The 23,431-nt window shown below is 41.5% G+C and carries 25 protein-coding genes; 4 read left to right on the top strand and 21 right to left on the bottom strand.

Going from position 1 to position 23,431, the window contains the following annotated elements:
- The 14 genes from ACYQ1I_RS07975 to prfA all read right to left on the bottom strand — a co-directional run bounded on the left by ACYQ1I_RS07975 (position 1) and on the right by prfA (position 12,297).
- Positions 1 to 219, bottom strand: a complete 219-nt coding sequence (locus ACYQ1I_RS07975; RefSeq protein WP_459765320.1) for an AtpZ/AtpI family protein — start codon at positions 217 to 219, stop codon at positions 1 to 3.
- Positions 220 to 514: 295 nt separating this feature from the next.
- Positions 515 to 1,645: a non-hydrolyzing UDP-N-acetylglucosamine 2-epimerase gene (wecB, locus tag ACYQ1I_RS07970; RefSeq protein ID WP_459764092.1), complete on the bottom strand. Its 1,131-nt coding sequence runs from the start codon at positions 1,643 to 1,645 to the stop codon at positions 515 to 517.
- A 115-nt stretch (positions 1,646 to 1,760) separates the two neighbouring features.
- Positions 1,761 to 2,174, bottom strand: a complete 414-nt coding sequence (locus ACYQ1I_RS07965) for a DUF3842 family protein (protein WP_459764090.1) — start codon at positions 2,172 to 2,174, stop codon at positions 1,761 to 1,763.
- A gap of 256 nt (positions 2,175 to 2,430) precedes the next feature.
- The gene (locus ACYQ1I_RS07960; RefSeq protein WP_459764088.1) at positions 2,431 to 3,471 is read right to left on the bottom strand and encodes an MraY family glycosyltransferase; all 1,041 of its coding nucleotides are present in this window, start codon (positions 3,469 to 3,471) and stop codon (positions 2,431 to 2,433) included.
- 80 nt (positions 3,472 to 3,551) lie between these two features.
- Entirely contained in the window at positions 3,552 to 3,995 is a 444-nt protein-coding gene (locus tag ACYQ1I_RS07955) for a deoxycytidylate deaminase (RefSeq protein WP_459764086.1), read from the bottom strand.
- Positions 3,996 to 4,140: 145 nt separating this feature from the next.
- Positions 4,141 to 4,770, bottom strand: a complete 630-nt coding sequence (gene upp / locus ACYQ1I_RS07950) for a uracil phosphoribosyltransferase (RefSeq protein WP_459764084.1) — start codon at positions 4,768 to 4,770, stop codon at positions 4,141 to 4,143.
- 87 nt (positions 4,771 to 4,857) lie between these two features.
- Complete coding sequence (gene rpiB / locus ACYQ1I_RS07945) at positions 4,858 to 5,322, bottom strand: ribose 5-phosphate isomerase B (RefSeq protein WP_459764082.1); 465 nt, start codon at positions 5,320 to 5,322, stop codon at positions 4,858 to 4,860.
- A gap of 72 nt (positions 5,323 to 5,394) precedes the next feature.
- Positions 5,395 to 6,087, bottom strand: coding sequence for a low molecular weight protein arginine phosphatase (locus tag ACYQ1I_RS07940; protein ID WP_459764080.1), 693 nt, complete (start codon positions 6,085 to 6,087; stop codon positions 5,395 to 5,397).
- Between the two features lie 14 nt (positions 6,088 to 6,101).
- The gene (locus ACYQ1I_RS07935) at positions 6,102 to 7,157 is read right to left on the bottom strand and encodes an L-threonylcarbamoyladenylate synthase (protein WP_459764078.1); all 1,056 of its coding nucleotides are present in this window, start codon (positions 7,155 to 7,157) and stop codon (positions 6,102 to 6,104) included.
- Positions 7,157 to 8,554 carry a peptidoglycan D,D-transpeptidase FtsI family protein gene (locus ACYQ1I_RS07930; RefSeq protein ID WP_459764076.1) on the bottom strand — a complete coding sequence of 466 codons (1,398 nt, stop codon included), beginning with the start codon at positions 8,552 to 8,554 and terminating at the stop codon, positions 7,157 to 7,159. The genes ACYQ1I_RS07935 and ACYQ1I_RS07930 overlap by 1 nt, the downstream gene beginning before the upstream one ends.
- Entirely contained in the window at positions 8,541 to 9,776 is a 1,236-nt protein-coding gene (locus tag ACYQ1I_RS07925) for an FtsW/RodA/SpoVE family cell cycle protein (protein ID WP_459764074.1), read from the bottom strand. The genes ACYQ1I_RS07930 and ACYQ1I_RS07925 overlap by 14 nt, the downstream gene beginning before the upstream one ends.
- Position 9,777: 1 nt before the next feature.
- Positions 9,778 to 10,218, bottom strand: coding sequence for an FHA domain-containing protein (locus ACYQ1I_RS07920; RefSeq protein ID WP_459764072.1), 441 nt, complete (start codon positions 10,216 to 10,218; stop codon positions 9,778 to 9,780).
- Positions 10,219 to 10,331: 113 nt separating this feature from the next.
- A complete protein-coding gene (locus ACYQ1I_RS07915) occupies positions 10,332 to 11,069 on the bottom strand; it encodes a ZIP family metal transporter (protein WP_459764070.1) in 738 nt (245 codons plus the stop codon).
- 157 nt (positions 11,070 to 11,226) lie between these two features.
- Entirely contained in the window at positions 11,227 to 12,297 is a 1,071-nt protein-coding gene (gene prfA / locus ACYQ1I_RS07910; protein ID WP_459764068.1) for a peptide chain release factor 1, read from the bottom strand.
- 207 nt (positions 12,298 to 12,504) lie between these two features.
- Between prfA and ACYQ1I_RS07905 the strand changes: the two genes are divergently transcribed.
- From ACYQ1I_RS07905 to ACYQ1I_RS07895, 3 genes are all read left to right on the top strand, one after another.
- A complete protein-coding gene (locus ACYQ1I_RS07905; RefSeq protein ID WP_459764066.1) occupies positions 12,505 to 12,846 on the top strand; it encodes an encapsulin-associated ferritin-like protein in 342 nt (113 codons plus the stop codon).
- A 17-nt stretch (positions 12,847 to 12,863) separates the two neighbouring features.
- Positions 12,864 to 13,655: a family 1 encapsulin nanocompartment shell protein gene (locus ACYQ1I_RS07900; protein WP_459764064.1), complete on the top strand. Its 792-nt coding sequence runs from the start codon at positions 12,864 to 12,866 to the stop codon at positions 13,653 to 13,655.
- 133 nt (positions 13,656 to 13,788) lie between these two features.
- A complete protein-coding gene (locus tag ACYQ1I_RS07895; RefSeq protein WP_459764062.1) occupies positions 13,789 to 13,998 on the top strand; it encodes a zinc ribbon domain-containing protein in 210 nt (69 codons plus the stop codon).
- Between the two features lie 60 nt (positions 13,999 to 14,058).
- Here ACYQ1I_RS07895 and prmC read toward each other — a convergent pair whose 3' ends face one another.
- The 4 genes from prmC to ACYQ1I_RS07875 all read right to left on the bottom strand — a co-directional run bounded on the left by prmC (position 14,059) and on the right by ACYQ1I_RS07875 (position 17,694).
- Positions 14,059 to 14,931, bottom strand: a complete 873-nt coding sequence (gene prmC, locus ACYQ1I_RS07890; RefSeq protein WP_459764060.1) for a peptide chain release factor N(5)-glutamine methyltransferase — start codon at positions 14,929 to 14,931, stop codon at positions 14,059 to 14,061.
- Positions 14,925 to 15,875, bottom strand: a complete 951-nt coding sequence (locus tag ACYQ1I_RS07885; RefSeq protein WP_459764058.1) for a DUF1385 domain-containing protein — start codon at positions 15,873 to 15,875, stop codon at positions 14,925 to 14,927. The genes prmC and ACYQ1I_RS07885 overlap by 7 nt, the downstream gene beginning before the upstream one ends.
- A gap of 120 nt (positions 15,876 to 15,995) precedes the next feature.
- A complete protein-coding gene (locus tag ACYQ1I_RS07880; protein ID WP_459764056.1) occupies positions 15,996 to 16,733 on the bottom strand; it encodes a YetF domain-containing protein in 738 nt (245 codons plus the stop codon).
- A gap of 190 nt (positions 16,734 to 16,923) precedes the next feature.
- Positions 16,924 to 17,694, bottom strand: a complete 771-nt coding sequence (locus tag ACYQ1I_RS07875; protein WP_459764054.1) for a DUF7847 domain-containing protein — start codon at positions 17,692 to 17,694, stop codon at positions 16,924 to 16,926.
- A gap of 240 nt (positions 17,695 to 17,934) precedes the next feature.
- On the opposite strand from ACYQ1I_RS07875, the gene ACYQ1I_RS07870 reads away from it, so the two are divergent.
- Positions 17,935 to 19,221: an IS30 family transposase gene (locus ACYQ1I_RS07870; RefSeq protein WP_459761661.1), complete on the top strand. Its 1,287-nt coding sequence runs from the start codon at positions 17,935 to 17,937 to the stop codon at positions 19,219 to 19,221.
- 945 nt (positions 19,222 to 20,166) lie between these two features.
- Here ACYQ1I_RS07870 and ACYQ1I_RS07865 read toward each other — a convergent pair.
- From ACYQ1I_RS07865 to ACYQ1I_RS07855, 3 genes are all read right to left on the bottom strand, one after another.
- The gene (locus ACYQ1I_RS07865) at positions 20,167 to 20,361 is read right to left on the bottom strand and encodes a hypothetical protein (RefSeq protein ID WP_459764052.1); all 195 of its coding nucleotides are present in this window, start codon (positions 20,359 to 20,361) and stop codon (positions 20,167 to 20,169) included.
- A 24-nt stretch (positions 20,362 to 20,385) separates the two neighbouring features.
- Positions 20,386 to 21,711, bottom strand: a complete 1,326-nt coding sequence (locus ACYQ1I_RS07860) for a helix-turn-helix domain-containing protein (protein WP_459764050.1) — start codon at positions 21,709 to 21,711, stop codon at positions 20,386 to 20,388.
- Between the two features lie 939 nt (positions 21,712 to 22,650).
- Positions 22,651 to 23,412: an RIO1 family regulatory kinase/ATPase domain-containing protein gene (locus ACYQ1I_RS07855; protein ID WP_459764048.1), complete on the bottom strand. Its 762-nt coding sequence runs from the start codon at positions 23,410 to 23,412 to the stop codon at positions 22,651 to 22,653.
- Positions 23,413 to 23,431: the final 19 nt, after the last annotated feature.

Raw genomic sequence — 23,431 nt, 5'->3', positions numbered from 1 at the left:
TCACTTCCCTCGCTTCCCAGGCTTGCCCAGGGCTAGCTTAAACAAACTGCTGAAGGAGCCTGCAATTCCTAACAGAATAAATACAAATAAAAAGATTGGCTGAGTATTCAGCCTGTTGTCTATCCACCTTCCAAGATATACTCCTCCAATTATGGGCACAAGCATTGCTATGCCGATTTGACTAATTAAGGCGATATTTTCTAAGGTATGCTTTGACATATTTTTCACCCTTCAAGGCTCCTTCATTCCCATTAACAATGACCTAACCATTTTGGGAAACCAAATTTGATATTTTTTTATCATTAACCCTTGAATATTTATTGGTATTTAAGTTTTTATATTCATGAAAATTAATTAGGATATATTTATCTAATGGTTTAAAATTACTAAAAAATTTATTTCGACACGATCATGTTAAACTCCTCTACAAAATTCAAACAATTTCATTTTAGTAATAAAGAACTAGGTTTTTATGTTAAATAAATAACAACCATTTTTTATCACTTCTTCAGCATCAATTTAGATCTTTTTTTAATTGCCTCAGCAGGGCTTCTACTATCAGCTTAGCAGAATTTCCAGTACCATAGGGGTTAACGGCATTTGCCATACGATCATAGGCCACCTGACTGCTTAAAAGGGCCTCTGTTTCTTTTATAATTGCTTCAAGCTCTGTGCCAACTACCTTTACAGTTCCTGCCTTAACGGCCTCCGGCCGCTCGGTTTCCTCCCTTAATACCAGGATTGGCTTACCCAAAGAGGGGGCTTCCTCCTGGATACCGCCTGAATCGGTTAAAATAAGATAGGACTTATTAAGTAAATTTGCAAAATCCTCATATTCCAGCGGTTCAATTAGGTGAACCCGATCTGTTTGCCCCAGAATATCATCTGCGAGCCTTCTGATATTGGGGTTCATATGCACCGGGTATATCAATGCCGTATCTTGATTGTCTTCAAGGATCCTTTTGACTGCATGAAAAATGTTTTCCATGGGCTTACCCCAGTTTTCCCGTCGATGGCAGGTCATGACGATTACTTTTTGATTTTTATAATCGATTTTGTTTAAGGCCTCATTTTGGAAATGATACTGGTCATTTACCACCGCCAGCAGCGCATCGATGACTGTGTTACCCGTCACAAAAATACCTTCGGGAGAAATACCCTCTCTTATTAAATTATCGCGATTCCCCTGGGTCGGAGCAAAGTGATAGTTCACCAGGCCGCTTGTGAGCCTTCTGTTCATTTCCTCAGGGTAGGGCGAATAAATGTTACCGCTTCTTAAGCCGGCCTCTACATGCCCGATCTTAATCTGCTGATAAAAGGCCGCCAGGGCGCCGATAAAGGTAGTGGAGGTATCTCCATGAACCAGTACTAAATCGGGTCTTGCCTCCTTTAATACCGCTTCCATTCCCTTCAATACGCCCACAGCAATATCTGATAAGGATTGACCATGCTTCATTAAATTCAGGTCATAATCAGGCTTTATATGAAATAGTGATAAAACCATATCCAGCATCTCCCGATGCTGAGCGGTCACACAGACAAGGGACTGGATCTCTTCTCTTTTCTCCATTTCCTTAATTAACGGGGCCATCTTAATGGCTTCCGGCCTGGTACCAAAAATAGTCATAATCTTAAATTGCCTCATTTTTTTCCTCCTCATTAACCGTGCCCACAGAATGGTCTGCTTCCTATTGTCCTATAAAAACACTTCTACAAAGGATACAGTATTCCTCTTGCCAATGTGAAAAACATTTATCTCTTTAGAAGGTCATTCTGCTTAGCTGTAGTATTAGGCTGTCAATCATCTCTGTCATGTTTAACTCTTTAATGCCTGCAACGAAGATACCACAACGATTCATGGGTAATATCATTTTCTGGGCGGGGCTACTGGCCACGGCTGCGGCCATTTCAGAGGTTATTTCCCCCATCATGGCATTGGCCACAAGGATTGCCAAGGGACCAACTATGACATCGACCCTGTTGGCCATTACCTTTATGGCATTTTCACCTGTAGCACCGGAATGGGCCCCCGCCTTCATCATATTTGAGGTAGCCAGGGAATTGGTGCCCAGGGCAATAATCTCTAAATTATCTGACTTTAGCTGATTTTTCATTTTTTCTATGATTGTCCTTCCCAGTCCGCCGCCCTGGCCATCTATTACTGCAATTTTCATAATATATCCCCTTTAAATAATCAATTAAATGAATTTTAAGACATTTACAATTTTACAGGAAAGCCCTGAATAAATCAAGTATCAAGATGTCTTGTCCCATCTGCTATATCTGTATTATTCCCTTGATGATTCCATTTATTTACTATATTCACCTTTATTTGGTATATAAATAGCCCAACAACCACAGGTATGACCTTCATACATTGGATTGCTGGGCTATTTTGACATAATAGCAGACAGTCTATCTTCATTCAATTTATTTAACATTTACGTTGACTTTATTTTTTGCACCTTCTTTAATCAAGCCAAACTTAACGGCCCCATAGGCGATAATTAAGGCCAGTACCACAAGAATACCATAGGCCGTCTTCTTACTGACATCTGAAATAAAGACCGCACTGGCCCCCAGGAAGGAGCTGATTAAATACAGGATCAATACCGTCTGTTTTTGGGAAAGACCCAGATCTAAAAGTCGATGATGCAGATGTCCCTTGTCGGCCTCCATAATGGGCCTCTTATTTAACAGCCTTCGGGTAATGGCAAAGGCCGTATCCAGTACAGGTACTCCCAGGGCCAGAACCGGAATCACCACAGCAATGGTAGCAGCACTCTTAAGAACCCCTTCTACCGAAATGGTGGCCAGTAAAAATCCAATTAATAAAGCACCGGTATCACCCATAAAGATTTTAGCCGGGTTAAAATTATATGGTAAAAACCCGGTTGCACTTCCTGCAAGGATAACCAGCAACAGCGTTACCTCTGTCATGCCTGGAAGGACATTGGAGAAGGATACAAAGGCCAGGGAAAGGGAAGCGATGATCCCTACACCTGCCGCCAGGCCGTCAAGACCGTCAATCAGGTTAACAGCATTGGTAATCCCTACGATCCAAAAAATTGTGGCCGGAATACTAAAGGCACCTAAATTAATGACTCCTCTAATGTACTCAATTCTGACATCACTAAAGATAACCACTAAAGAAGCAATGATTTGAACCAACAGCTTCCATTTTGCAGAAATGGGCTTTACATCATCAACCATTCCCATAAAAACAATAATTGTGGCTCCAACTAATATCCCCAAAAGCTCTCGGCTTAGGGGAGCCATTACCAGGGAAGTCACCAAAAAGGAGGCATAAATCGCTGCTCCCCCTAATCTGGGGATAGGCTTGTTATGTACCCGGCGATTATCCTTAGGTACATCTATGGCTCCAATCCGATAGGCCAACTTGATGGCATAGGGAGTTAATATATATGCAATTGTAACGGAAACCACAAAAGCAATAAGGTATTTTTCCATGTTTCCACTCCTAAAGTTGGTTTTAACCTATTTTAACATCTTACATTATTTTCAGGTAAAAATCAATGGGGGCAACTTCCTTAACCGGTGTATTTTTCTAAAATTATTTCTGCTTCTTCAAGCATTTCCCTTGACATTTCATCGGGATACTCCCCTTGAAACACCACCCGTTTAATCCCTGCATTAATAATGATTTTAGCACAAAGGCTGCAGGGCTGATGGGTTACATAGAGGGTTGCCCCTTGAATGGCCACACCATGATAAGCCGCCTGTACAATGGCGTTCTGCTCTGCATGGATCCCTCTGCAAAGCTCATGTCGTTCCCCTGAGGGCACCTTTAACCGGTCTCGGAGGCATCCCACCTGACTACAGTGTTGAATTCCACTGGGGGCACCATTGTAGCCGCTGGCCAGCACCCGTTTGTCCTTCACCAGGACGGCACCCACCTGTCTTCTACCGCAGGTAGAGCGTTTCTTGGCGATTTCAGCCATCTCCATAAAGTATTGATCCCAAGAAGGGCGCATCCCCATCCCCCTTTTCCATATAACTTATCCATTTCATTCTATTTTAGCACAATTTCTATTTCAATTATACTTTGTCGCTAAAATTTAATAAATTAAGTATTTTAAAAACATCAAAAAAAAGGCATAGAATCTATGCCTTTTTTAGTTATTTTGTTCCGAACAACCGATCTCCGGCATCACCCAGTCCCGGTACAATATAGGCGTGATCATTGAGTTTTTCATCAATGGCTGCTACATAAATATCGACATCGCTATGGGTTTTCTGAACTGCTTCTATTCCCTCCGGCGAGGCGATTAAACAAACCAGCTTAATATTAACCGCACCCTTTTCCTTTAAAAATCGTATGGCTGCAGCGGCCGAGCCTCCTGTTGCCAGCATAGGGTCCAACACAATCAGGTCCCGTTCAACCACGTCACTGGGGAGCTTACAGTAGTATTCCACCGGCACCAGGGTTTCGGGATCACGATACAGGCCCACATGACCCACCTTGGCGGCAGGAATCAGCTCTAATATTCCGTCAACCATCCCCAAGCCTGCCCTTAAAATCGGTACAATACCCAGTTTTTTCCCCGCCAGGGCCTTAGATTTTGTTGCACACACGGGAGTTTCTATTTCTACCTCCTGAAGGGGAAGGTCCCTTGTGATTTCATACCCCATTAACATAGATACTTCCTTCACCAGCTCTCTAAATTCCTTAGACCCGGTGTTTTTATCTCGAATTAAGGTTAACTTATGCTGAATCAATGGATGGTCAATTACAACCACTTTACTCATATTTTTTCCTCCCTCTTCATTTTGTTCCTAAAAAGGGAATTCCCAAAGAACCCTTCTGGAAATCCCCTTTTCATTTTTCCTATTGCTTCACTTTTCCCCCTCATGTTTGCCATACTTTTTTTCTATCTCTGTGATTAAGTCCAGCCTATTTTGATGTCTACCGCCTTCATAGGATGTGTTCAACCATATATCAACAATTTCAAGGGCTAAGCCTTCCCCCAGGACTCGCCCCCCCAGGGCCAGCACATTGGTGTCATTGTGTAGTCGTGTTGCTTTGGCCGAGAAGCAATCTCCCACCAGTGCACACCTGATTCCAGGTATTTTGTTGGCTGCAATCGATACGCCGATTCCCGTTCCACAAACCAGTATACCCCGTTGAAATTCTCCCCTTGCCACGGCCTCTCCCACAGCCAGGGCAAAGTGAGGATAATCACAGGAATCAGTGGACTTTGTACCAAAATCTTCGATTTCCAGGCCCCGCTTCTTTAAATGGGCCTTAATTGCTTCCTTTAGATGATAGCCCCCATGGTCACTTCCTAAAGCGATTTTCATCACAACACTTCCCTTCGACAAAATCTCAAACCTATATACTATTCTACATAATTTGCAGATTTCCTGCATAGATTATTCATTTAATTTGTTAATCAGTTTTTTAATCATTTCCTCTATTTCCACGGCACATTGTCGATACACCTGTACTGGCTGACCGAAGGGGTCCTGTATGTCCAGCTGGGGGATCCTGCTTTTCAAATTCACTAATTGGGCCTCCAGATCCTTTATCTCCTCTCTAAAATCCGCTTCCAGACAATTGACTTCATTATCAATGGCTTCCAGCTGTCGAATCAGCTCCCTGCGCCTGTCCTTCAATTCCATCAATCGTTTTTCATTGACCTCTAGAAATGCTTTTTTCCTTTGGTCAATAATTTGATAGATATGATTCATCTCATCCAGTACCGTATCAATCCCTTCGCCCCCCTCAACATATTCCCGTAGTGTAAAAACCTTACCTCTAGCCTGAGGGGCCAGCTCCAGCACCTGTTTTTTATGGTTGGTGGTCATGGTTAAAATCAAATCTGACTCATCAATCAATTTCTTTGTCAAGGGGGTAGATCGGTGCCCTTTTAGCGAAATTCCCCTCTCGTTCATTACCTCAATGGCCTGGGGCGATGCCTTTTCTCCCTTGACAGCCCCTGTGCCCGCTGAAATGACCTGAATCTTTCCTAACGCCTCAGCCCTCGATTGGAGCTGCTTAAACAATGCCTCGGCCATACTGCTTCTACAGGTATTTCCTGTGCAGACAAATAATAGCTTTTTCATCTGATTTCCTCCTTCTATACCTGAATTAATTGATAACCAGAGGCCTTCAAGAGACGATTCATGACGGCTTGTCCCAGACCCACCGCCTCAACCGTCTCTGACAAAATAATTTGTACATCGGTTTCATCAAATTCCCTAAGAATTTTAAAAAGGTTAACTGCAATGGTCTTAGGGTCTTGACGGCTGCCGATACTCTTGATCACCCAGTCTTCGTCATAATAATGTCTTGTTTCATCACTGCAGATGATTCCTACCCTGAGGCCTGCTCCGCTATGTCTTTGGGCCAGGGCTTTTATTTTGTCTACCGCCTTGTCCACAGCTCCATTTACCAAAATAACTGAAGCCTCAGGGGCATAATGGGTATATTTCATGCCCGGTGCCTTGGGAATCATATGGGGGTCCATTGCTCCCTTCAGGGTCGGGTCCTCCGATACCTGGGGTAAAACCTGCAGCAGCATTTCCCTTGTGACTCCCCCGGGTCTTAAAATCATAGGGGACTCCTGGGTCATATCCAATACGGTAGATTCCAGACCAATCTCACAGTTGCCGCCGGCCACAATGGCATCGACTCTGCCCTTTAAATCCTTCATCACATGCTGAGACGCTGTGGGACTGGGTTTTCCCGACAGGTTGGCACTGGGAGCGGCAAGGGGAATCCCTGCCAGCTCAATTAATCTTCGGGCAATGGGATGACTGGGCATTCTAATGGCCACCGTATCCAGCCCGCCCGTTATTTCAGACGGAACCAATGGACTTTTTTTAAAAATTAAGGTTAATGGCCCCGGCCAAAATTCATCCATAACAGCTTGGGCACCCTGGGGAATCGTCTCCACCAGGGATTGAATTTCTGCTATATGGGCAATATGAAGGATTAAAGGATTATCAGAGGGCCTGCCCTTAACCTGATAAATTTTTCGAATGGCCTCCGGCATCAGGCCATTGGCGCCCAAACCATAAACCGTTTCTGTTGGGAAGGCCACTGTTCCTCCCCGGCGTAAAATATCAGCACATTTCCCCAGGGAAGGGGAGTCTAAATCATCATCATCTATTTCATAAATCATTGTTTCCATTAATCTAATACACCTCTTCTCAAAGCTTCTCTCATCAGTTCCCTTGCGATGGGGGCCGCCGCCGCCCCGCCAGAGCTTCCCTCCTGCTCCAATAAGACTGCCACGGCAATCTGGGGATTCTCTGCCGGTGCAAAGCCAATAAACCATGCATGGTTTTCACCCGATTCATTTTGGGCGGTACCGGTTTTTCCAGCCACCCTTACTCCACTGATGGCAGCATTTTTACCAGTTCCCTCATTGACCACCGCCACCATCATTTCTTTAACCCCTTGGGCAATCTCCGGCTCCAGCACCTGGTTCAATTGTACCTCCCTTTCCCTAAGCTGTTTTCCATCAGCGCCTTTAATTTCCTTCACTATTCGAGGCTGGGGCATCATTCCGTCATTGGCAAAGGTCGACGCCACTGCGGCCATATGCAGGGGTGTTACCAGCAGCTTTCCCTGACCAATGGAAACCGCAGCCAGCTCTGTCGGCTGTAGACTTTGATAGGGGAAGCGGTTCCGCTGCAGCGGAAAATCAGCCTCCAAATTACTGTCCATTAAAAACCGTCTGGCGATTTCCATCACCCGTTGATCTCCCAGCTCCAGGGCCATCTTAGCAAAGCTAGTGTTGCATGACACCACCAGGGATCCCCTCAGGTCTAAATAGCCGTGACCACTGGGATCATAATCTGACAGGGTATAGCCGTCTACCACAAAGCTGCCGGTACAGTCATGCTCCCTTTGAATTTCAGGGTTCTCCAATACTGCTGCCGCCATAATGGGCTTAAAGGTGGAGCCAGGGGGGTAAAGCCCTGAAATGCCTCTGTTTAAGAGAGGACTTCCTTCATCATTAATGAGGGCTTCCCAGGTTTCAACTAATTGATTGGGGTTAAAATCTGGCTTGCTGACCATTGCCAGAATTTCACCGGTCTTGGGGTCCATGGCCACCACAGCCCCCCTCTTTCCCTCCATTAGCCCATGGGCCTTTACCTGTAATTGATGATTTATAGTTAAATACAAATGATTCCCCTTAATTTTCTCATTATGGAACCGATCAATGATTTTTAATACCAGCTGATCATTGGTTAGCCCCAGCAGCTCGTCATTATAATAGGCCTCAATGCCGGAACGGCCATATTGCTTATGACTATACCCCACCAGGTGGCTATAGAGCTGATGATAGGGATAGCTTCTGGTAGTTTCCCCCTCAAGGGTTTCGGCCAATACGGTGCCATTACGATCATAAATGGTACCCCTTACGGTATTTTCCTCCCGAAGCCACTGCCTTCTGTTGTAGGGATTTTTAACAATGGCTGCCGACTGGAATATTTGAAAATACGTAAGGTAAACAATGATGCTTAAAAACAGCAGACTAGTTAATATAATTAAATGAATAATTTTTCTATTGCTCTCCACTTTCTACAAACTCCTCTCGTTCTGGAATTTTTTTAGACAGAGCTTGTAAAATACCAAAGGCGATAAAGGCCGATACCAGAGAACTGCCTCCATAGCTGATAAAGGGTAGTGTAATTCCCGTCAGGGGAATCAGCTTAATCACCCCGCCTATAATGATGAAGGTTTGATACCCATAAATAAGGGTAATGCCCAGGGCTACAATTCGTTTAAAGGTCTCTTGAATTGTAAAGGTGATTTTAAACCCACGATAGATTAAAATAAAATACAAAAGCACCACCGCCATTCCGCCGAAGATTCCCAATTCTTCACAGATGGCGGAAAAAATAAAATCTGTATGGACCTCGGGAATATAGTCGGGGCTGCCTAGTCCCAGGCCTTTACCGAAAAAGCCCCCTTCAGCAATGGCAAAAAGAGATTGGGTAATTTGGTAGCCTCGGCCCGAAATATCCTTCCAGGGGTTCAGCCATGCCTCAAATCGCACCTGAACATGGCCCATGGTTAAATAGGCAAAGACACTCATAACAGCCGAAGCTCCAACATTATAAAAAAATAGTCTTCGGTTTTGATAGTAGATATAGTAGATACTGATAAAAAGACCATAAAAGAGCATGGCCATACCTAAATCCCGCTGCAAAAACAGAAGCATAATGTGAAGGTATACCAGTCCACAAAAAATATATTCATTTTTAAGCTTTTCCGGATATTTGAAATAGGATGCTAAAAAGAACAAATAAAAAAGCTTAATGATTTCAGCCGGCTGAAAGGTAAAATTCCCTATTTTAATCCAATTGATGGCCCCTTTAACGGTACTTCCCAGCAGAAAGGTAATGGCAAAGAGGAATATGCCCCCCGCCAGATACCCGTATACCCATTGATCCCACTGTTGAATCCACCGAAAAATAAAATATGCCATAAAGTACAGGAATACACCTAAGCCATACCAGGTTATTTGCTTGATTCCATAATGGGGATTGAGCCGATAGAGCATAACCACGCCAAGACTGGAAAGGACAGATATGATGATAAAGATATATTGATCTCCCATTTGGCCCTTGACAATAATATAGTAGCATATTACCATCAGGCTGGTTAACAGCGCTCCGGCAATGGGAATGGTTCGATCATAGGGTCCGATCATGATGAACAACAGGCCAAAAAACAACAGGTTAATCAGTATTAGAAGGTTTATGGGCCTGCCTATTATGATTTTCTTGATAAACAATTTAATCCACCTCTTTTACGAACAGGAATTCCACCTGACCAAAACCAATTCGATCACCATTTTTCAGCTCTACAACATCCTGTATTTTAGTACTGTTTAAATAGGTTCCATTGACACTCTCCAGGTCCTCAAGAAAGTAGGCCCCTTCATCCATGGTAATCTTACAATGGAAGGACGAAATATACTTGTCCATCAAGATAATATCATTCTCCTTATTCCGGCCAACGGTGGTGATTTCCTTTAAATCATAAAACTCATGTATTTCAAAATCAAGTCTATCCTTCCGATTAACCAGCTTCAGATAGGCACCCTCCTGCCCTTTTTTGCCTCGTTTGGCTATTGATTGAATATCTAAATAGATTAGCCGAATGACACTGTAAATAAAATAATAGATTAAACCAATAAAAGCATATCGAATAATCCATGAGAGAATCTCAAACATTAAAATCACCTTCGACTTTCGGCTTAATTCCCAATAACTGTGTTTTCACCACAGCAAGGGTATTCCCTCGTTTATCTTATTTTATACAAAATTATGTACTTTAACAATGGAAACTAAAAGGTTTTTGATATGAAAACCCCCAGCATAAAGCCAATTATGGCAAAATAGGTGGAAATTCTGCTTCCATCCAATTCCTTCCCCTTGGGCAGCAGCTCTCCAAAGGTAATAAAAAGCATCGTTCCCCCGGCAAAGGCCAGGCACAAGCCAATGAAACCATAGGCGTAGGCCCCTATCAGCCCCCCTAAATAGGCTCCGACCCCCATCGGCGCACCAGCCAACAGGGTAATAAGAAAGGCCCTGGGCGCCGAATAGCCACCCACCCTCATGGGTGTTGCCATGGCAATTCCTTCTGGCATATTATGAAGGGCAATGACAATGGCCAGCCCTATACCCAAGCGCTGTTGAGCCATAAAGCCTGAACCAATGGCCAGGCCTTCAGGGAAATTGTGCATTGCGATTCCGATTCCCAATAAAATTCCTGCCTTTAAATAGCCTTTCCCTTGTCTTCTTTTTATATAAGCCAGTCTTGAAATAAACTCATCCAATAACGAGGCAACCAGTCCTCCCACTCCCAGACCTGCTATTGTAGGTAGAACTCCCCCCAGCATAAAGGCTTCGGGTAACAGCTCAAAGGTGACAATTGCCAGCATTAAGCCACTCGATAGTCCAATAACACTACTAAGAAATTTTTTGGAGGGGTTCTTCAGAACAAACGCCACAGAACCGCCAGCCCCCGTGCCCACAATTCCCACGAAAAATCCTATTAAGGTTGTTTTCATCAAGCTGCTCAATTGCATCTCCCCCTTAACCGAGCCATCTCTTTCTAATATATTAAAGAAAACTTGGAATTATCATTAAAAGGGGGAATTCCTTAATATATAATTTCCACAGCCGTTGGAAGTAAAAAAAGGTAAGCATATAATTCGCTCACCTTCCTGACCTTTAAAATTATTGTACTTGTTTAAGCTTTTCAGCCTGATCAGAAGTTATCAGGGCATCAAGCATCTCTTCTATTTCACCATCTAAAAACGCATCCAGCTTATAGATCGTCATATTAATCCTGTGATCTGTTATTCTTCCCTGGGGATAATTATAGGTTCGGATTCTTTCGCTTCTGTCACCGGTACCCACCTGACTCTTCCTGTTTTCCGCAATTTCCGCCTGCTGCTCTTGAATTAGCTTATCCATCAGCCGGGATTTCAGAATCATAATGGCCTTTTCCTTGTTTTTGTGTTGAGATTTCTCATCTTGACAGGAAACTACCATGCCTGTGGGCAAATGGGTGACTCTGACGGCAGAGTCGGTGGTGTTAACACTTTGTCCGCCTGATCCAGAGGATCGAAATACATCGATTCGTAATTCATTGGGATTAATTTCAAACTCCACATCATCTACTTCAGGCAATACGGCCACCGTTGCTGTGGAGGTATGAATTCTTCCTCCAGATTCGGTGGTGGGGATTCTCTGTACCCGATGGGCACCGCTTTCATATTTTAGCTTTGAGTAGGCACCTTTTCCTTTAATCATAAAGATAACCTCTTTGTAGCCCCCTACACCGGTTTCATTAACGCTCATCATTTCTGTTTTCCAATTTTGTCGCTCGGCATATCGGGTATACATTCTAAAGAGTACCGCTGCAAAAAGACCTGCCTCGTCCCCTCCAGCACCTGCACGAATTTCAACAATTACATTTTTTTCATCGTTAGGGTCCTTGGGTAATAACAGAATGGTCAGTTCACTCTCAAGCCTTTCCATGGCTTCCTGCATTTCTTCCATCTCCAGCTTTGCCATTTCCCTCAGCTCGCCGTCGGCGGTTTTATCATACAAAATTTCCTTTGCTTCTTCCATGGCTGATTGAGCCTGCTTATATTCTTTGTATTTTTCTACGATTGGGTCTAGCTCTGCATGTTCTTTTACTAATTTTTTCCACTCGTTTTGATTACTGATTACGTCTGGGTCACTGATCTTTTTACTCAAATCAATATGCTTCTCTTCCAAAAAAGCTAGCTTATCTAGCATGATGTTTCACCTCAACCACGATTATTTTAGACATCTAAATATTATATCATAATTATATAGCTTTTGCCATTCCTCTTCTTCTCTATTATATTTTTTTACCATAATCGTAAAATTTTATAATATTATAATGCGAAATTCAATGATGTTATTTATAATAGTATTAAGGGTAATTGTTATTTGTATTGAATATTAGAGGGAGGTTTTCGTATGTCAAATTACCATGAACCAGCGGAAAAGCTAGACGAAAAAACCAAGGACATCATGAGGGCTTTAAACAGTCTGAAGGAGGAAGTAGAGGCGATAGATTGGTATAATCAAAGGGTGGCCGTTACTACCGACCCCCAGCTGAAGGAAATACTGGCCCATAACCGTGATGAAGAGATTGAACATGCCTGTGTTACTCTGGAGTGGCTCAGGAGAAATATGCCTGCCTGGGATGATCAGCTGAGAAATATTTTGTTTAAGGATGGTCCTATTGTGGGAGATCATGGCGATGAACAGGATGAAAAAACCGGTTCATCAGGTTTAAATATCGGAAACTTAAAATAATGGGGGAGGAAAACGACATGGATATGTTAAAAAAATCTTTAGCTCCTTTAACACAGGAAGCCTGGAATGAAATAGAAGCAAAGGCTGCTGAGGTTCTCAAAAACCATCTTTCTGCCCGTCGCGTTGTAAAGGTTGAAGGGCCTAAAGGCTGGAATTATAATGCTGTACCCAAGGGAAGACTGAGACTGCTTGAGGAAAGAACCGGCGAGGTCACCAGCGGTATTTATAATGTACAGCCCTTGGTGGAGACCCGTATTGTTTTTGAGCTTGATCGTTGGGAAATGGATAACATTATCCGTGGCGCCAAGGATGCCGACTTATCACCCCTAGAGGAAGCCGCAGAAAAAATAGCCCTATTCGAAGAAAGTGCTATTTATAACGGATACATAGACGGCCAGATTGACGGCCTGGTGGAGGCGGCTTCACAACAGCTTGAGCTTGGCGATGATGCCGGCAGTATTATGGAGGCCATTTCCAAGGGAATGCTATTATTAAAATCTGCTTATGTTGCCGGCCCCTATAGTCTGATCGTGGGGGATGAAGGCTGGAAGCGAATCAATATGATTGCGGCTGGCTATCCACTGAAAAAAACCATTGAGGAACTATTAGGCAGCAAAATTATCTATGCTCCCACCCTGGAGGATGCCCTGCTTGTGCCCTATGATCATGAGGATTTAGAAATGACCATCGGCCAGGATTTCAGCATTGGCTATGAGGGCCATGATTTGCACAAGGTTAGACTATTTATTACTGAATCCTTTACCTTCAGAGTATTAAACCCAGACATTATCATTCACTTAACCCTCTAAAGGCTCTTGCATAGGTTTAATAATATAGGCACAGGATATTTCAATGTCCTGTGCCTTAACGTTACATATCAGCCTTGAGATTGCCATATAATATACAATAGATGTACCAATTTAAGGGAAAGGAGCCGAAACAATGGAGAAGATGCAATATGTTTGCCCCAAATGCAAGGGGACTGGATTTGAAAGTGATCAATTCCAGGCTACGGGTGGAAATTTCGCCAAAATATTTGATATTCAAAATAAAAAATTTATTACCATCAGCTGTAAAAAGTGCGGCTACACTGAATTATACCGTGGACAAACCTCTGATGGCTGGAATATACTTGATTTTCTAATTAAGTAGCTTCGCTTCACAATAAAAGCTGAGACATTGAACTTTTCCATGATCTCAGCCTTTATTATTTTAAGCGGGCTTGGTACCCTTTACTACCCTATCTAGCCCCGCTAAATCCCTTATAATTTCAACTGCATGAAATCCCCGGGCCTCCAGCAGCTCCTTAACAGCCGGCCCTTGATCAAATCCAATCTCAACCACCAGCCAGCCCCCTGGAAGGATAAATTCCATGGCCCTTTCAACAATTTTTCTATAGAAATCCAGTCCGTCTTCGCCGCCATCCAGAGCGTTGTAGGGCTCATATTCCTTAACCTGGGGGGATAAGGTTTCGATCACTCGCCGAGAAATATAAGGCGGATTTGAAAGGACAAAATGAAAATCCATATGTGCCCGATCCCCTTTTAAGGCCTCAAAAAGATCGCCGTGATAAAATTCAACCTTGTTGGAGACCCCTATTAGATCAGCATTTATTTGGGCCACCTCCAGGGCATCGGCTGAAATATCCACCAAGGTTACCTGGCTTCGATCAATCAGTTTGGCCAAACTAAGGCCAATGGCACCACTTCCTGTCCCTAAATCCAGTAGTTTGACGTTTTCTGAATAAAGCCCCTGCCGATAGAGTCTCAGTACCTCCTCCACCAAAATTTCAGTGTCTCCCCGGGGGATTAACACCCTTTGATCGACATAAAAATCAAGCCCCATAAACTCCTGTCGATTCGTCAAATATTGTACAGGTACCTGTTTTTTTCTTTTCTCAACGACTTCCCAAAATTTTTGACATATTTCCTGGGCAATTTCCCTTTCAGGGTAAATATGGAGCTGAATACGCTCAATATTTAGCAAATAACATAGAAGCACCTCAGCATCCAACTGAGGTGTGTCTATACTTGAACCTTTCAGCTCCTCTGTACCCAATTTAATTAATTGAGCTGCTGTTACCAATCCATTTCCTCCTTATTTTCCACCAGAACACTTTTTAAGGCTTCAATTGCTACTTCAAGTTGGCTGTCGTCGGGCTCCAGGGTGGTAAGCTTCTGCATCATCATTCCAGGATAGCTGACCAAAGCCATGATTGGTGATTGACTTTTCCCAGCAAACCGGATAATCTCGTAGGAAACCCCTGCAATGAGAGGCAGTAATGCCAGCCTTGATGCTAATCTGATCCATATATTAGACCAGCTAATCAGTGAAAACATGATCATGCTTACCATCATAACAATAAAAAGAAAGCTGGTGCCGCACCGGGGATGCAGCGTTGTATATTTTCTTGTGTTTTCTACCGTCAGTTCTTCCCCATTCTCATAGCAATAAATGGCCTTATGCTCTGCACCATGATACTGAAAAACTCGCCTCATGTCTTCCAGCTTAGCGATTAGATACACATAGAGGGTGAAAAGGCCCAGCCGCAATAAGCCCTCTGTTAAATTCAACAGCAGGTGACTGTTGATAAAGCGCTTTAACAGCCCCACCACCATGGTGGGACCCAACATGAAAATTCCCACCGACATGACAAGGGCAATAAAAACAGAGAAATATAGTACTACATCATTGGCCTTGTCTTTAAAAATCTTCTTTAAAAATTGCTCTACCCTGTCGGGTTCCTCTGAAGCCGTGTTTTCCTCCAACAGTTCAGCAGAATAGGTCAGGGATCGAACGCCCAGTACCATGGAATCAATGAGGGCAACCGCCCCCCTAACAAAGGGGATTTTATTAATTTTTAGCTTTTTGGTCAGGCCAGTTACTGCCTCTTTTTTTACAGTAATCTGATTGTCAGGAGTTCTGACAGCAATGGCCACCTCCCTGGGGCCCTTCATCATCACCCCTTCGAAGAGGGCCTGCCCGCCAATACTTGTGGGCCGTGGAGCCTGCTGAATCGTTTTATCCATAGATTTCTTCCTTTCAAGCTGGTTTGATTATCAATATTATATCATATCATCACCCTAATTAATAATTAAGAAACAATAAACTAATTTTAAAAAAAACACCCGGGCCTTAAGGCCCGAGTGTTATTCCTCTTTGGTAAGATCGCTCTCGGAAATATTTCGTTTGTTTTTTTCAAGGTGATCCTGATATAAATCGGCATAGAGCTGATTGTTGTCATCCAGGGTCGCATAATAAACCTCTTTTACATCTTGTATGCCCTGATCATTTAACCGCTTTAGCAGCCATTGAGCTGTTAACCCTCGGTTTTTCAAATTTTCATAAATGAAGCTGCCGGTTACAATCACCTCCAGGGGAATATCCTTTTCCTTAACCTTTAGATTTAAATCTTCAACCGTAACGGCACTTTTTTCTGCCACCTTCATTACGCTCAGTTCTCCATTGGGCTCCAATATGCCGTATTTTACTTCGGTCACATCAAAAACATCTTTTTTTCGCAGTAGTACATTTAAATCTTCAAGGGTATATTGGAATCGACTTAAATTGGCTTCTAATATTTTCCCATCTTGTATCACGACTACGGGCTCTCCCTGAACTAGCTTTGAAAGCAGTCTGTTTTTTCTTACCCCAATGGAAATCAAAAAGGTAAAAAGGCCAAAGAGCAACAGACCGATAAAATGCTGCCAGGTTCGTTGACTTAAATCCGTCGCCAAGGTAGCTGCAATAGACCCAAAGGTAATTCCGTTTATGTATTCCTGTAAGGTTAATTGCGAGACCTGTTGCCTACCCAACAGCCTAGTTAAAAATAAAATTGAAAAAAAGGCCAGTACTGTCTGTAGCACAACTTCAATATATGCTTTCATTGACTATTCTCCTAGCATAAAGTTCTTTCATTTCCCCCATACTACTAATATCGGGCATTTTGTCAAATTTTATTCAGGAGGTAAATCATGAAATTACTGTATCAAGGCTTAATTACCCTGGCCTTTGTTGTTGTAGGAACACTGCTGTTATACTATTTGTACAAGAACAAGAAGATCTAACAGATTTACCTTACTGTATGAGCTCCGGTTCTTGATCAAAGCCATATTTTAAATAGTCCAGGTTTAGAAAGAGAATGGTCGTTGCTACAACCGAATAGCCTCCATAAACCTTGCTTAATATTTCAGTGATTATTCCCCCCAGACCTTCTAAACCTAAAATATCAAGAGGAAGGGCCAAGATCCCCAAAACTAATCCCAGGGCGAAACCAATTACTATTATGAGCAGCATATACCCAAAAACCTTTCCCCATTTTCCCCTGACCAATTCTTTACTATAATTTAGCGCCTTTTTATACTTCACCTGCCTTAATACCACCACCTGCAGCACAAAGGCATAGTACACGGCCCATATAATTCCGGGAATAATTAAAAGTAAAGTCAATCCAACAATAATCAGACCCATTAAAAGGCTGGTCACCCAGCTATCAACCAAAGTGCTCATGGCTCTGGAAAGGGCCTCCCTGAAGATAATTTCTCTTCCCAATACCGACTCTTCAATGGTAATGGCCAGGCCCAAGGTAGCAATGATCCCAACAAAGCCTGTAATAATTGCAAACGCTATGGCTTTAACTAAATAACCCATTCCATAAATCATTAGGTAGTATTTCACGGCAGAAGCATCCAACCCCAATCTGTAGGGGGTAAAATACAGCACTAAAGGCAATAAAATATTAAATATTAGTACAAACTGAAGTATTACCTTAATGTTTTTTCCGAAATGGTGACTCGTCATCGAAAGCCAATCGCCAATTCCCAGTTCCTCATTCCTTAATTTCTCCATAAACAGCCTCCATTCATCTTACTTTATAGATTTTTGATACCTATAATTATATACTTTAATTGCAAATCGAAATGCAACCCTTTCAATTGAAATTAAAATATATAAAGCGATAAAATGAATAAATTCCAGGTGGTTGCAATCTGGCTTACAAAAGATTGGTCTTGAACCAATCTTTTTATTTACAAACCTTTTCTCTGCCATATATTCTAAATGGGTTGGCGGCAAAAAGGAGAGTAAAATATGTCTAAGTTTTTTACATACGAAGAGAGGCTAACCCTTCAAAAATACCTAAAAGAGAGTGTATCATTTAAAGAAATTGCTCGGAGATTGCATAAGAATCCGACAACGATTTCCAGAGAAGTCCGTAAGCATCTTGCAGAAGTAGCCACTGGATATCCAGGGTTTCCATACAATGCTTGCAAAAACCGTATTAACTGTAGAAAGAAAAGGCTCTGCGGCAAGGAATGCTCGAGGCTTTCAGCAGCATACTGCAAACTCTGTCAAAAGTGTAACCACAACTGCCCTGACTTCATTGAGGAAATCTGTACTGCAAGATTTCGGGTACCTTACGTCTGCAATGGCTGCGAGCAGATCAGTAAGTGTACTTTGATGAAAAACCTCTACCATGCGGAGCATGCTCATGTTAAAGCTCATAAAATTATTTCTGAATCCCGTAGTGGTCTGTGTGTCAGCGAAGAAGAGATAGCCAGACTTAATGCAATTATCAGTCCGCTGGTGAAGCAGGGACAATCCATCCATCAGATTTATGTTACTCATCAAGATGAAATAATGTGTAGTGAAAAAACCATCTATAACTACATCGATGCCTGCTTGCTCGATGTGCGCAATATTGATTTACCCAGGAAAGTAAAGTTCCGCGAGCGATATAAAAAGCCGGAATTTAAAGTAGACAAGGGCTGCAGAATTGGTCGCAACTACGAGGCGTTCCAAAGCTTCATTGACGATAATCCTGATACTGCGATCGTCCAAATGGACACTGTAATTGGTTCCCAGGGTGGTAAGTGCCTACTAACAATACATTTCGTAGAAACTAATCTGATGCTTGCTTTCCTGAGGGAATCCAATACCTCTCAATCGGTAATTGATATATTTAATGACCTTGATCAACGGCTCGGACGTGAACCGTTTCGAAAACTGTTTCCTGTTATTCTTACGGACAATGGTAGTGAGTTTTCCAATCCCAAGGCTATTGAGTATGGGCCTGATTTGCGCACACGGATTTATTACTGCGATGCCGGTTGTCCTCACCAGAAGGGGGCTATTGAAGTCAATCATTGCCTGATTCGTAGAGTGCTTCCTAAAGGGACAAGCTTTAATCACCTAGTTCAGGAAGACATCACAACGATGATGAATCATATCAATTCCTACAAAAGAAAAAAGCTGAACAATCGTAGCCCATACGAAACGTTCAGCTTCTACCACGGAGAAGAGGTTTTGCATAAACTCGGATGTTCACCGGTTGCAGCCGATAACATCACGCTAAAACAAAGTCTTCTCAAAAAGTAACATTAGAAACTAAGTACTGCGCTGCCAACTATCCATGCTTAATCCATAAAACAGGGGTGGATTCTCCGATTACAAAAAAATCGAGAGGGAGTCGATCTCTGTTTGGCATGCCCATTTTAACCCATAATACACCAGATTTTTCGGAAAATCAAACTGCATTTGGGTTACAATAGTGGCTTTTTGTTTTCAAAACTGGCTTCTCGAGTACAAAAACTGCGTTTCGTTTACAAATATTCAGTTGTCGGTTTCAAATATTGCGTTTCACTTTACAAAATGGCATCTCGCCTTTCATTTAAGTCTATAATTATATATATTATTAATAGGGGTTGCCCTAGCCCCCATAATAATAAGCGAAATCTTTAATAGTACACGAAAAAATTACAAATTTAGCTATATATATCTAAATTTACCCATTATTTTAGATTATTCTACATATGGTTTCATTTTCCTTTAAAAAAATAATAATTGTATTTTGTATTCCAAAGCAAAATAAAAAATGCTATAATTTTTAGATTTTTCTGTTTATTTTATATTGCTGATGGTATATAATGAATATAAATAGAATCCGGTAGCTCCCTGCCAATCATAGCTTTAAAATGAACAATGGAGTTTTATGTATTTCAGTTTTTTTCAATACCCTGCGTTATTGAAAAGGCAAGCTAGATAAGAGAGCTATATGAAATCTAACCAATTTCCAGGGTGCTGGCCTAACCTTACGGCGATAGTTTAAAGGAATATTTTATTTCAAGGAAGGATGCTGATCATATCGTATGATTAATACCGAGCCACCAAAAACAGAAGATGATTGGCACAGCTACTTCCGACTCTATTTACAATAAACGGGTACTCCTATCAAGAATAAGGGGTACCCGTTTAATTTCTGTGAAATCCTTACCATGGCTGGTTTACCATCCAGTCATTAGCCAAAAGTCTTTACGCTGCTGTTCACTCAGGCATTGGGTCAGGATTCCCCATTGGCCCGGGAATAGTATGGGGTAGCCCACCTTCGGCTACAATTAGCACCCTTCCCTCGTAATTGGGGTTATCCCTTGAAACAGCTTGAATTGGAGAAATAGCAACTACAACTAAAGAAATTAATAATACCATTAATACCGTTGCTGCCATTAGACCTCTTTTCATAGCCTTCCCTCCTGAGCTTGAAGCTTAATTAAAAATGGCAAATTGTTCTCTTAGTTTTTTGGTGTATTCCTTACATTTTTCCTTATTATCCATATCGTTATACAAGTCCACATAGTAGGTATACAGTACTTGTTTTTTACCGGCAATTTCCGACTCCTCCGATAGAATGACTTCCTCAGCCTGCCTAATATATGCCTCAGCCTGCTGGTAATCCTTTAATTCCAGGTACACCTCTGTAAAAAGAAAACAGGTATCGATTAGTCCCTCATTCAAGTCCATCTCCTTTGAAATGCTATGGATCTCCTTCAAGGTTTCAATGGCCTCGGGGTAGGCTTCCACTGCTCTATAATATTCGGCCAGCTGTAACAGGATATTGGGTAGGTATGCCTTCGCAATTTGTTTTTTTAATGTAATGGCCAATTGAATATACTGATAGGCCTTGTGAAAATCTCCTCTGATGCGATATAAAATTGATAAATTGGCATAAAGCAGTGCCTGGGTATCGTTATGCAGCTGATCCTTTCTGAAAACCAGCAGATTCAATATTTTTTCTGCCTTGTCTAAATTACCGATATTCCGGTAGATGGTCGATTCAATCAGCAATAGATTGTTCATTAGCCGTGGTTTGGTTTTTCCTGTATCCATCCCCCGGAATTTTCTGAGCATTTGTAAAGCCTGCTGGTACTTTCCATGCTTGTAATAGGTTAAAATTAGATTATGGATGGCATCAAGCTTGATATGGTTACTAATGTTTTGCTGTACGGCGGTTTCGTAGGCTCGAGAATAGTAAACAATGGCCGTTTCTAAATACAAAAGCATATAGTTACATTTCCCAATCTCGTTATACAGTTTTGCGGTTTCATGATAATTTCTATTGATTAAGTTATATTCCAGAACCTGATTAAAGCAGGCTAGGGCCTTTTTATACTGATATTTTTTATAATGGTACTGACCTTGCCGATAAAGCACTTCATGGTAAACGGAGTCTAATCCATAGTTTTTTGCCAATTGGCCGATATATTGAAAGATGGATTCAAAGTCTTGTTCTTCAACACCTTTTGTTTCTTTTAAGTGCCGCAGCCCTTCAAGCTCCCTGGAAATGTACCGAGCAACCTGCTGCCCTTCAGATTCCATCAAATATTCCGGTGTAATAGCCTTTCCCAGGGGCCTATAATAATGATCAAGACGAGTAGAGATGATTTTGGCCGAGTCCAGGGTGAGCTTACGCTTCCCATTTTCAATCATACTAATTAGGCTTCTTGTCAATAAATCATTTGCCAAATCCCCCTGATTCAGGCCCAGGTCTTTTCTTAGCCTTCTAATCTTTTCCCCAGGCGATAATATCTCCATACTTTATCCCCCTCCAGATAAAAAGTAACTCATTTTTTATCATTTTTTTAATCTTATAACCCATTTATATCGTTTTTATCAATTAACCGCCATTAATTTCAGATTGATGTAACAAATATATGGTTAGTTTTATTAATTCAATACTATCAAAATTTTCCATTGAAATCAATTAATTTCAAAGGGGAATCTTTTTGTTTAATCCAATAAAAGGTCCCTATTCTTTGACGCTTTTTAGTATCAGCAGACCTTACTCGTACACTGATTTTTTGCATCATATATGATAGGGACCTTAACAATTATTCTTTTTACCAGGTATTCCTTACGACTGGTTATCTTTTTTCATTTCATCATTGGACTTTTTAATCAGTATAAAACTTCCAATACAAAATAATACAAATATTACAATCACAACAACTACATCAAGGGACATGGCCTACTTACCTCCCTTCCATTGCTTTTTGGGTTATAAGCAATGGAAGGGAGCCTTAAACCTGCTCATATGTTGATGTGGGTTAATAAGCGCCCTTAAGGTTAAGTTTAACCGGGAAAGAATTCGGCTATTTCGTATGGGATCAAAGGGCGGCTTATGATCAGTCATTGCTTTTAAGGTGATATTAATAAACAATATTACGTGGGATGCGATCTGAAATAATTGGTATATCTCCTGAATTTGTTTAGACTCATTCATGATTATTGGAACTTCCAGCCGGTTATTAATCAAGAAGTATTCCCTGTTATATTCTTGAGTGAATCGATCTATAGGAGCTTCATTTTCATAGGAGGTAATTTGAAAAAAAAGGGACAAAATCAAAAATATAATAATCATTTTACTCATAAGATAATTCTTTTGTCGGCTGATCACTGTTTTTTCCCCTTCCCCAAAATATATACTAATTATATCAAGAATATAGGAAATAGCCACTGAATATTTTGGTAAAGTTACTTAATTTTATATATTTGCTTTGGCTGCTTTAAAGTACTAATAATTGGTTCGATCTGATCTTGAGGATAAAGGATATTTCTACGATTTGAGATTTCATTTAATTCAAGTTTCAATTCCTGGATGACGGCATCGAGATCAATGGGTAAAATATCCTGGAGGGATTGAAGAAGCTCCCTTGTAAAATGAACTCTAAACTGGCTAAAGGCAGGGTTATAGGTTAAAATAAAGGCACTGAGCCTTCCAATATCCTTTTCTCTGTTACCCGTTCGACTATTTTCAAAATCAATTCCGTAAAGCTTATCACCATAAATGAAATTTCTAAGATTCATATCCCCCTTAATATAATCCTTTTTACTCCACTTCTTCATAGCCCGGTAAAAATCACTTAACCATTGGGTTAATTCCCAGACAATGGTGTTGGAATAGCCCCTGAGGGTATCGGCTGAATCATTTTCCTGCCTCAAAATTGTATCTAGCAGTACTTCTCCCTGTATATATTCCATGATGATCAAATTGTTGCTTTTAAAATATACCGTTGGAACTGCCAGTCCTTCTTCCCTTAGGCTCGTCAGTATATCAGCCTCTTTATTACAGCTCCAGTTAGATTGCTTATACTGTTTAACAACAATATCCTTTTTCTGCCCCTGATGATCATAGGTTTTAATCCAGATAACATCATTTTTTTTACTATAAAATTTTTCCTGTATCTGCATCGATTCGACATTGTATATTTCATAGAACTTCTCTGGTATTCTCATGATTTTCACCCATCTCTAT

This window comes from Alkaliphilus crotonatoxidans (genome assembly GCF_054658015.1).
This window is presented reverse-complemented; position numbering and strand designations above follow the sequence as displayed.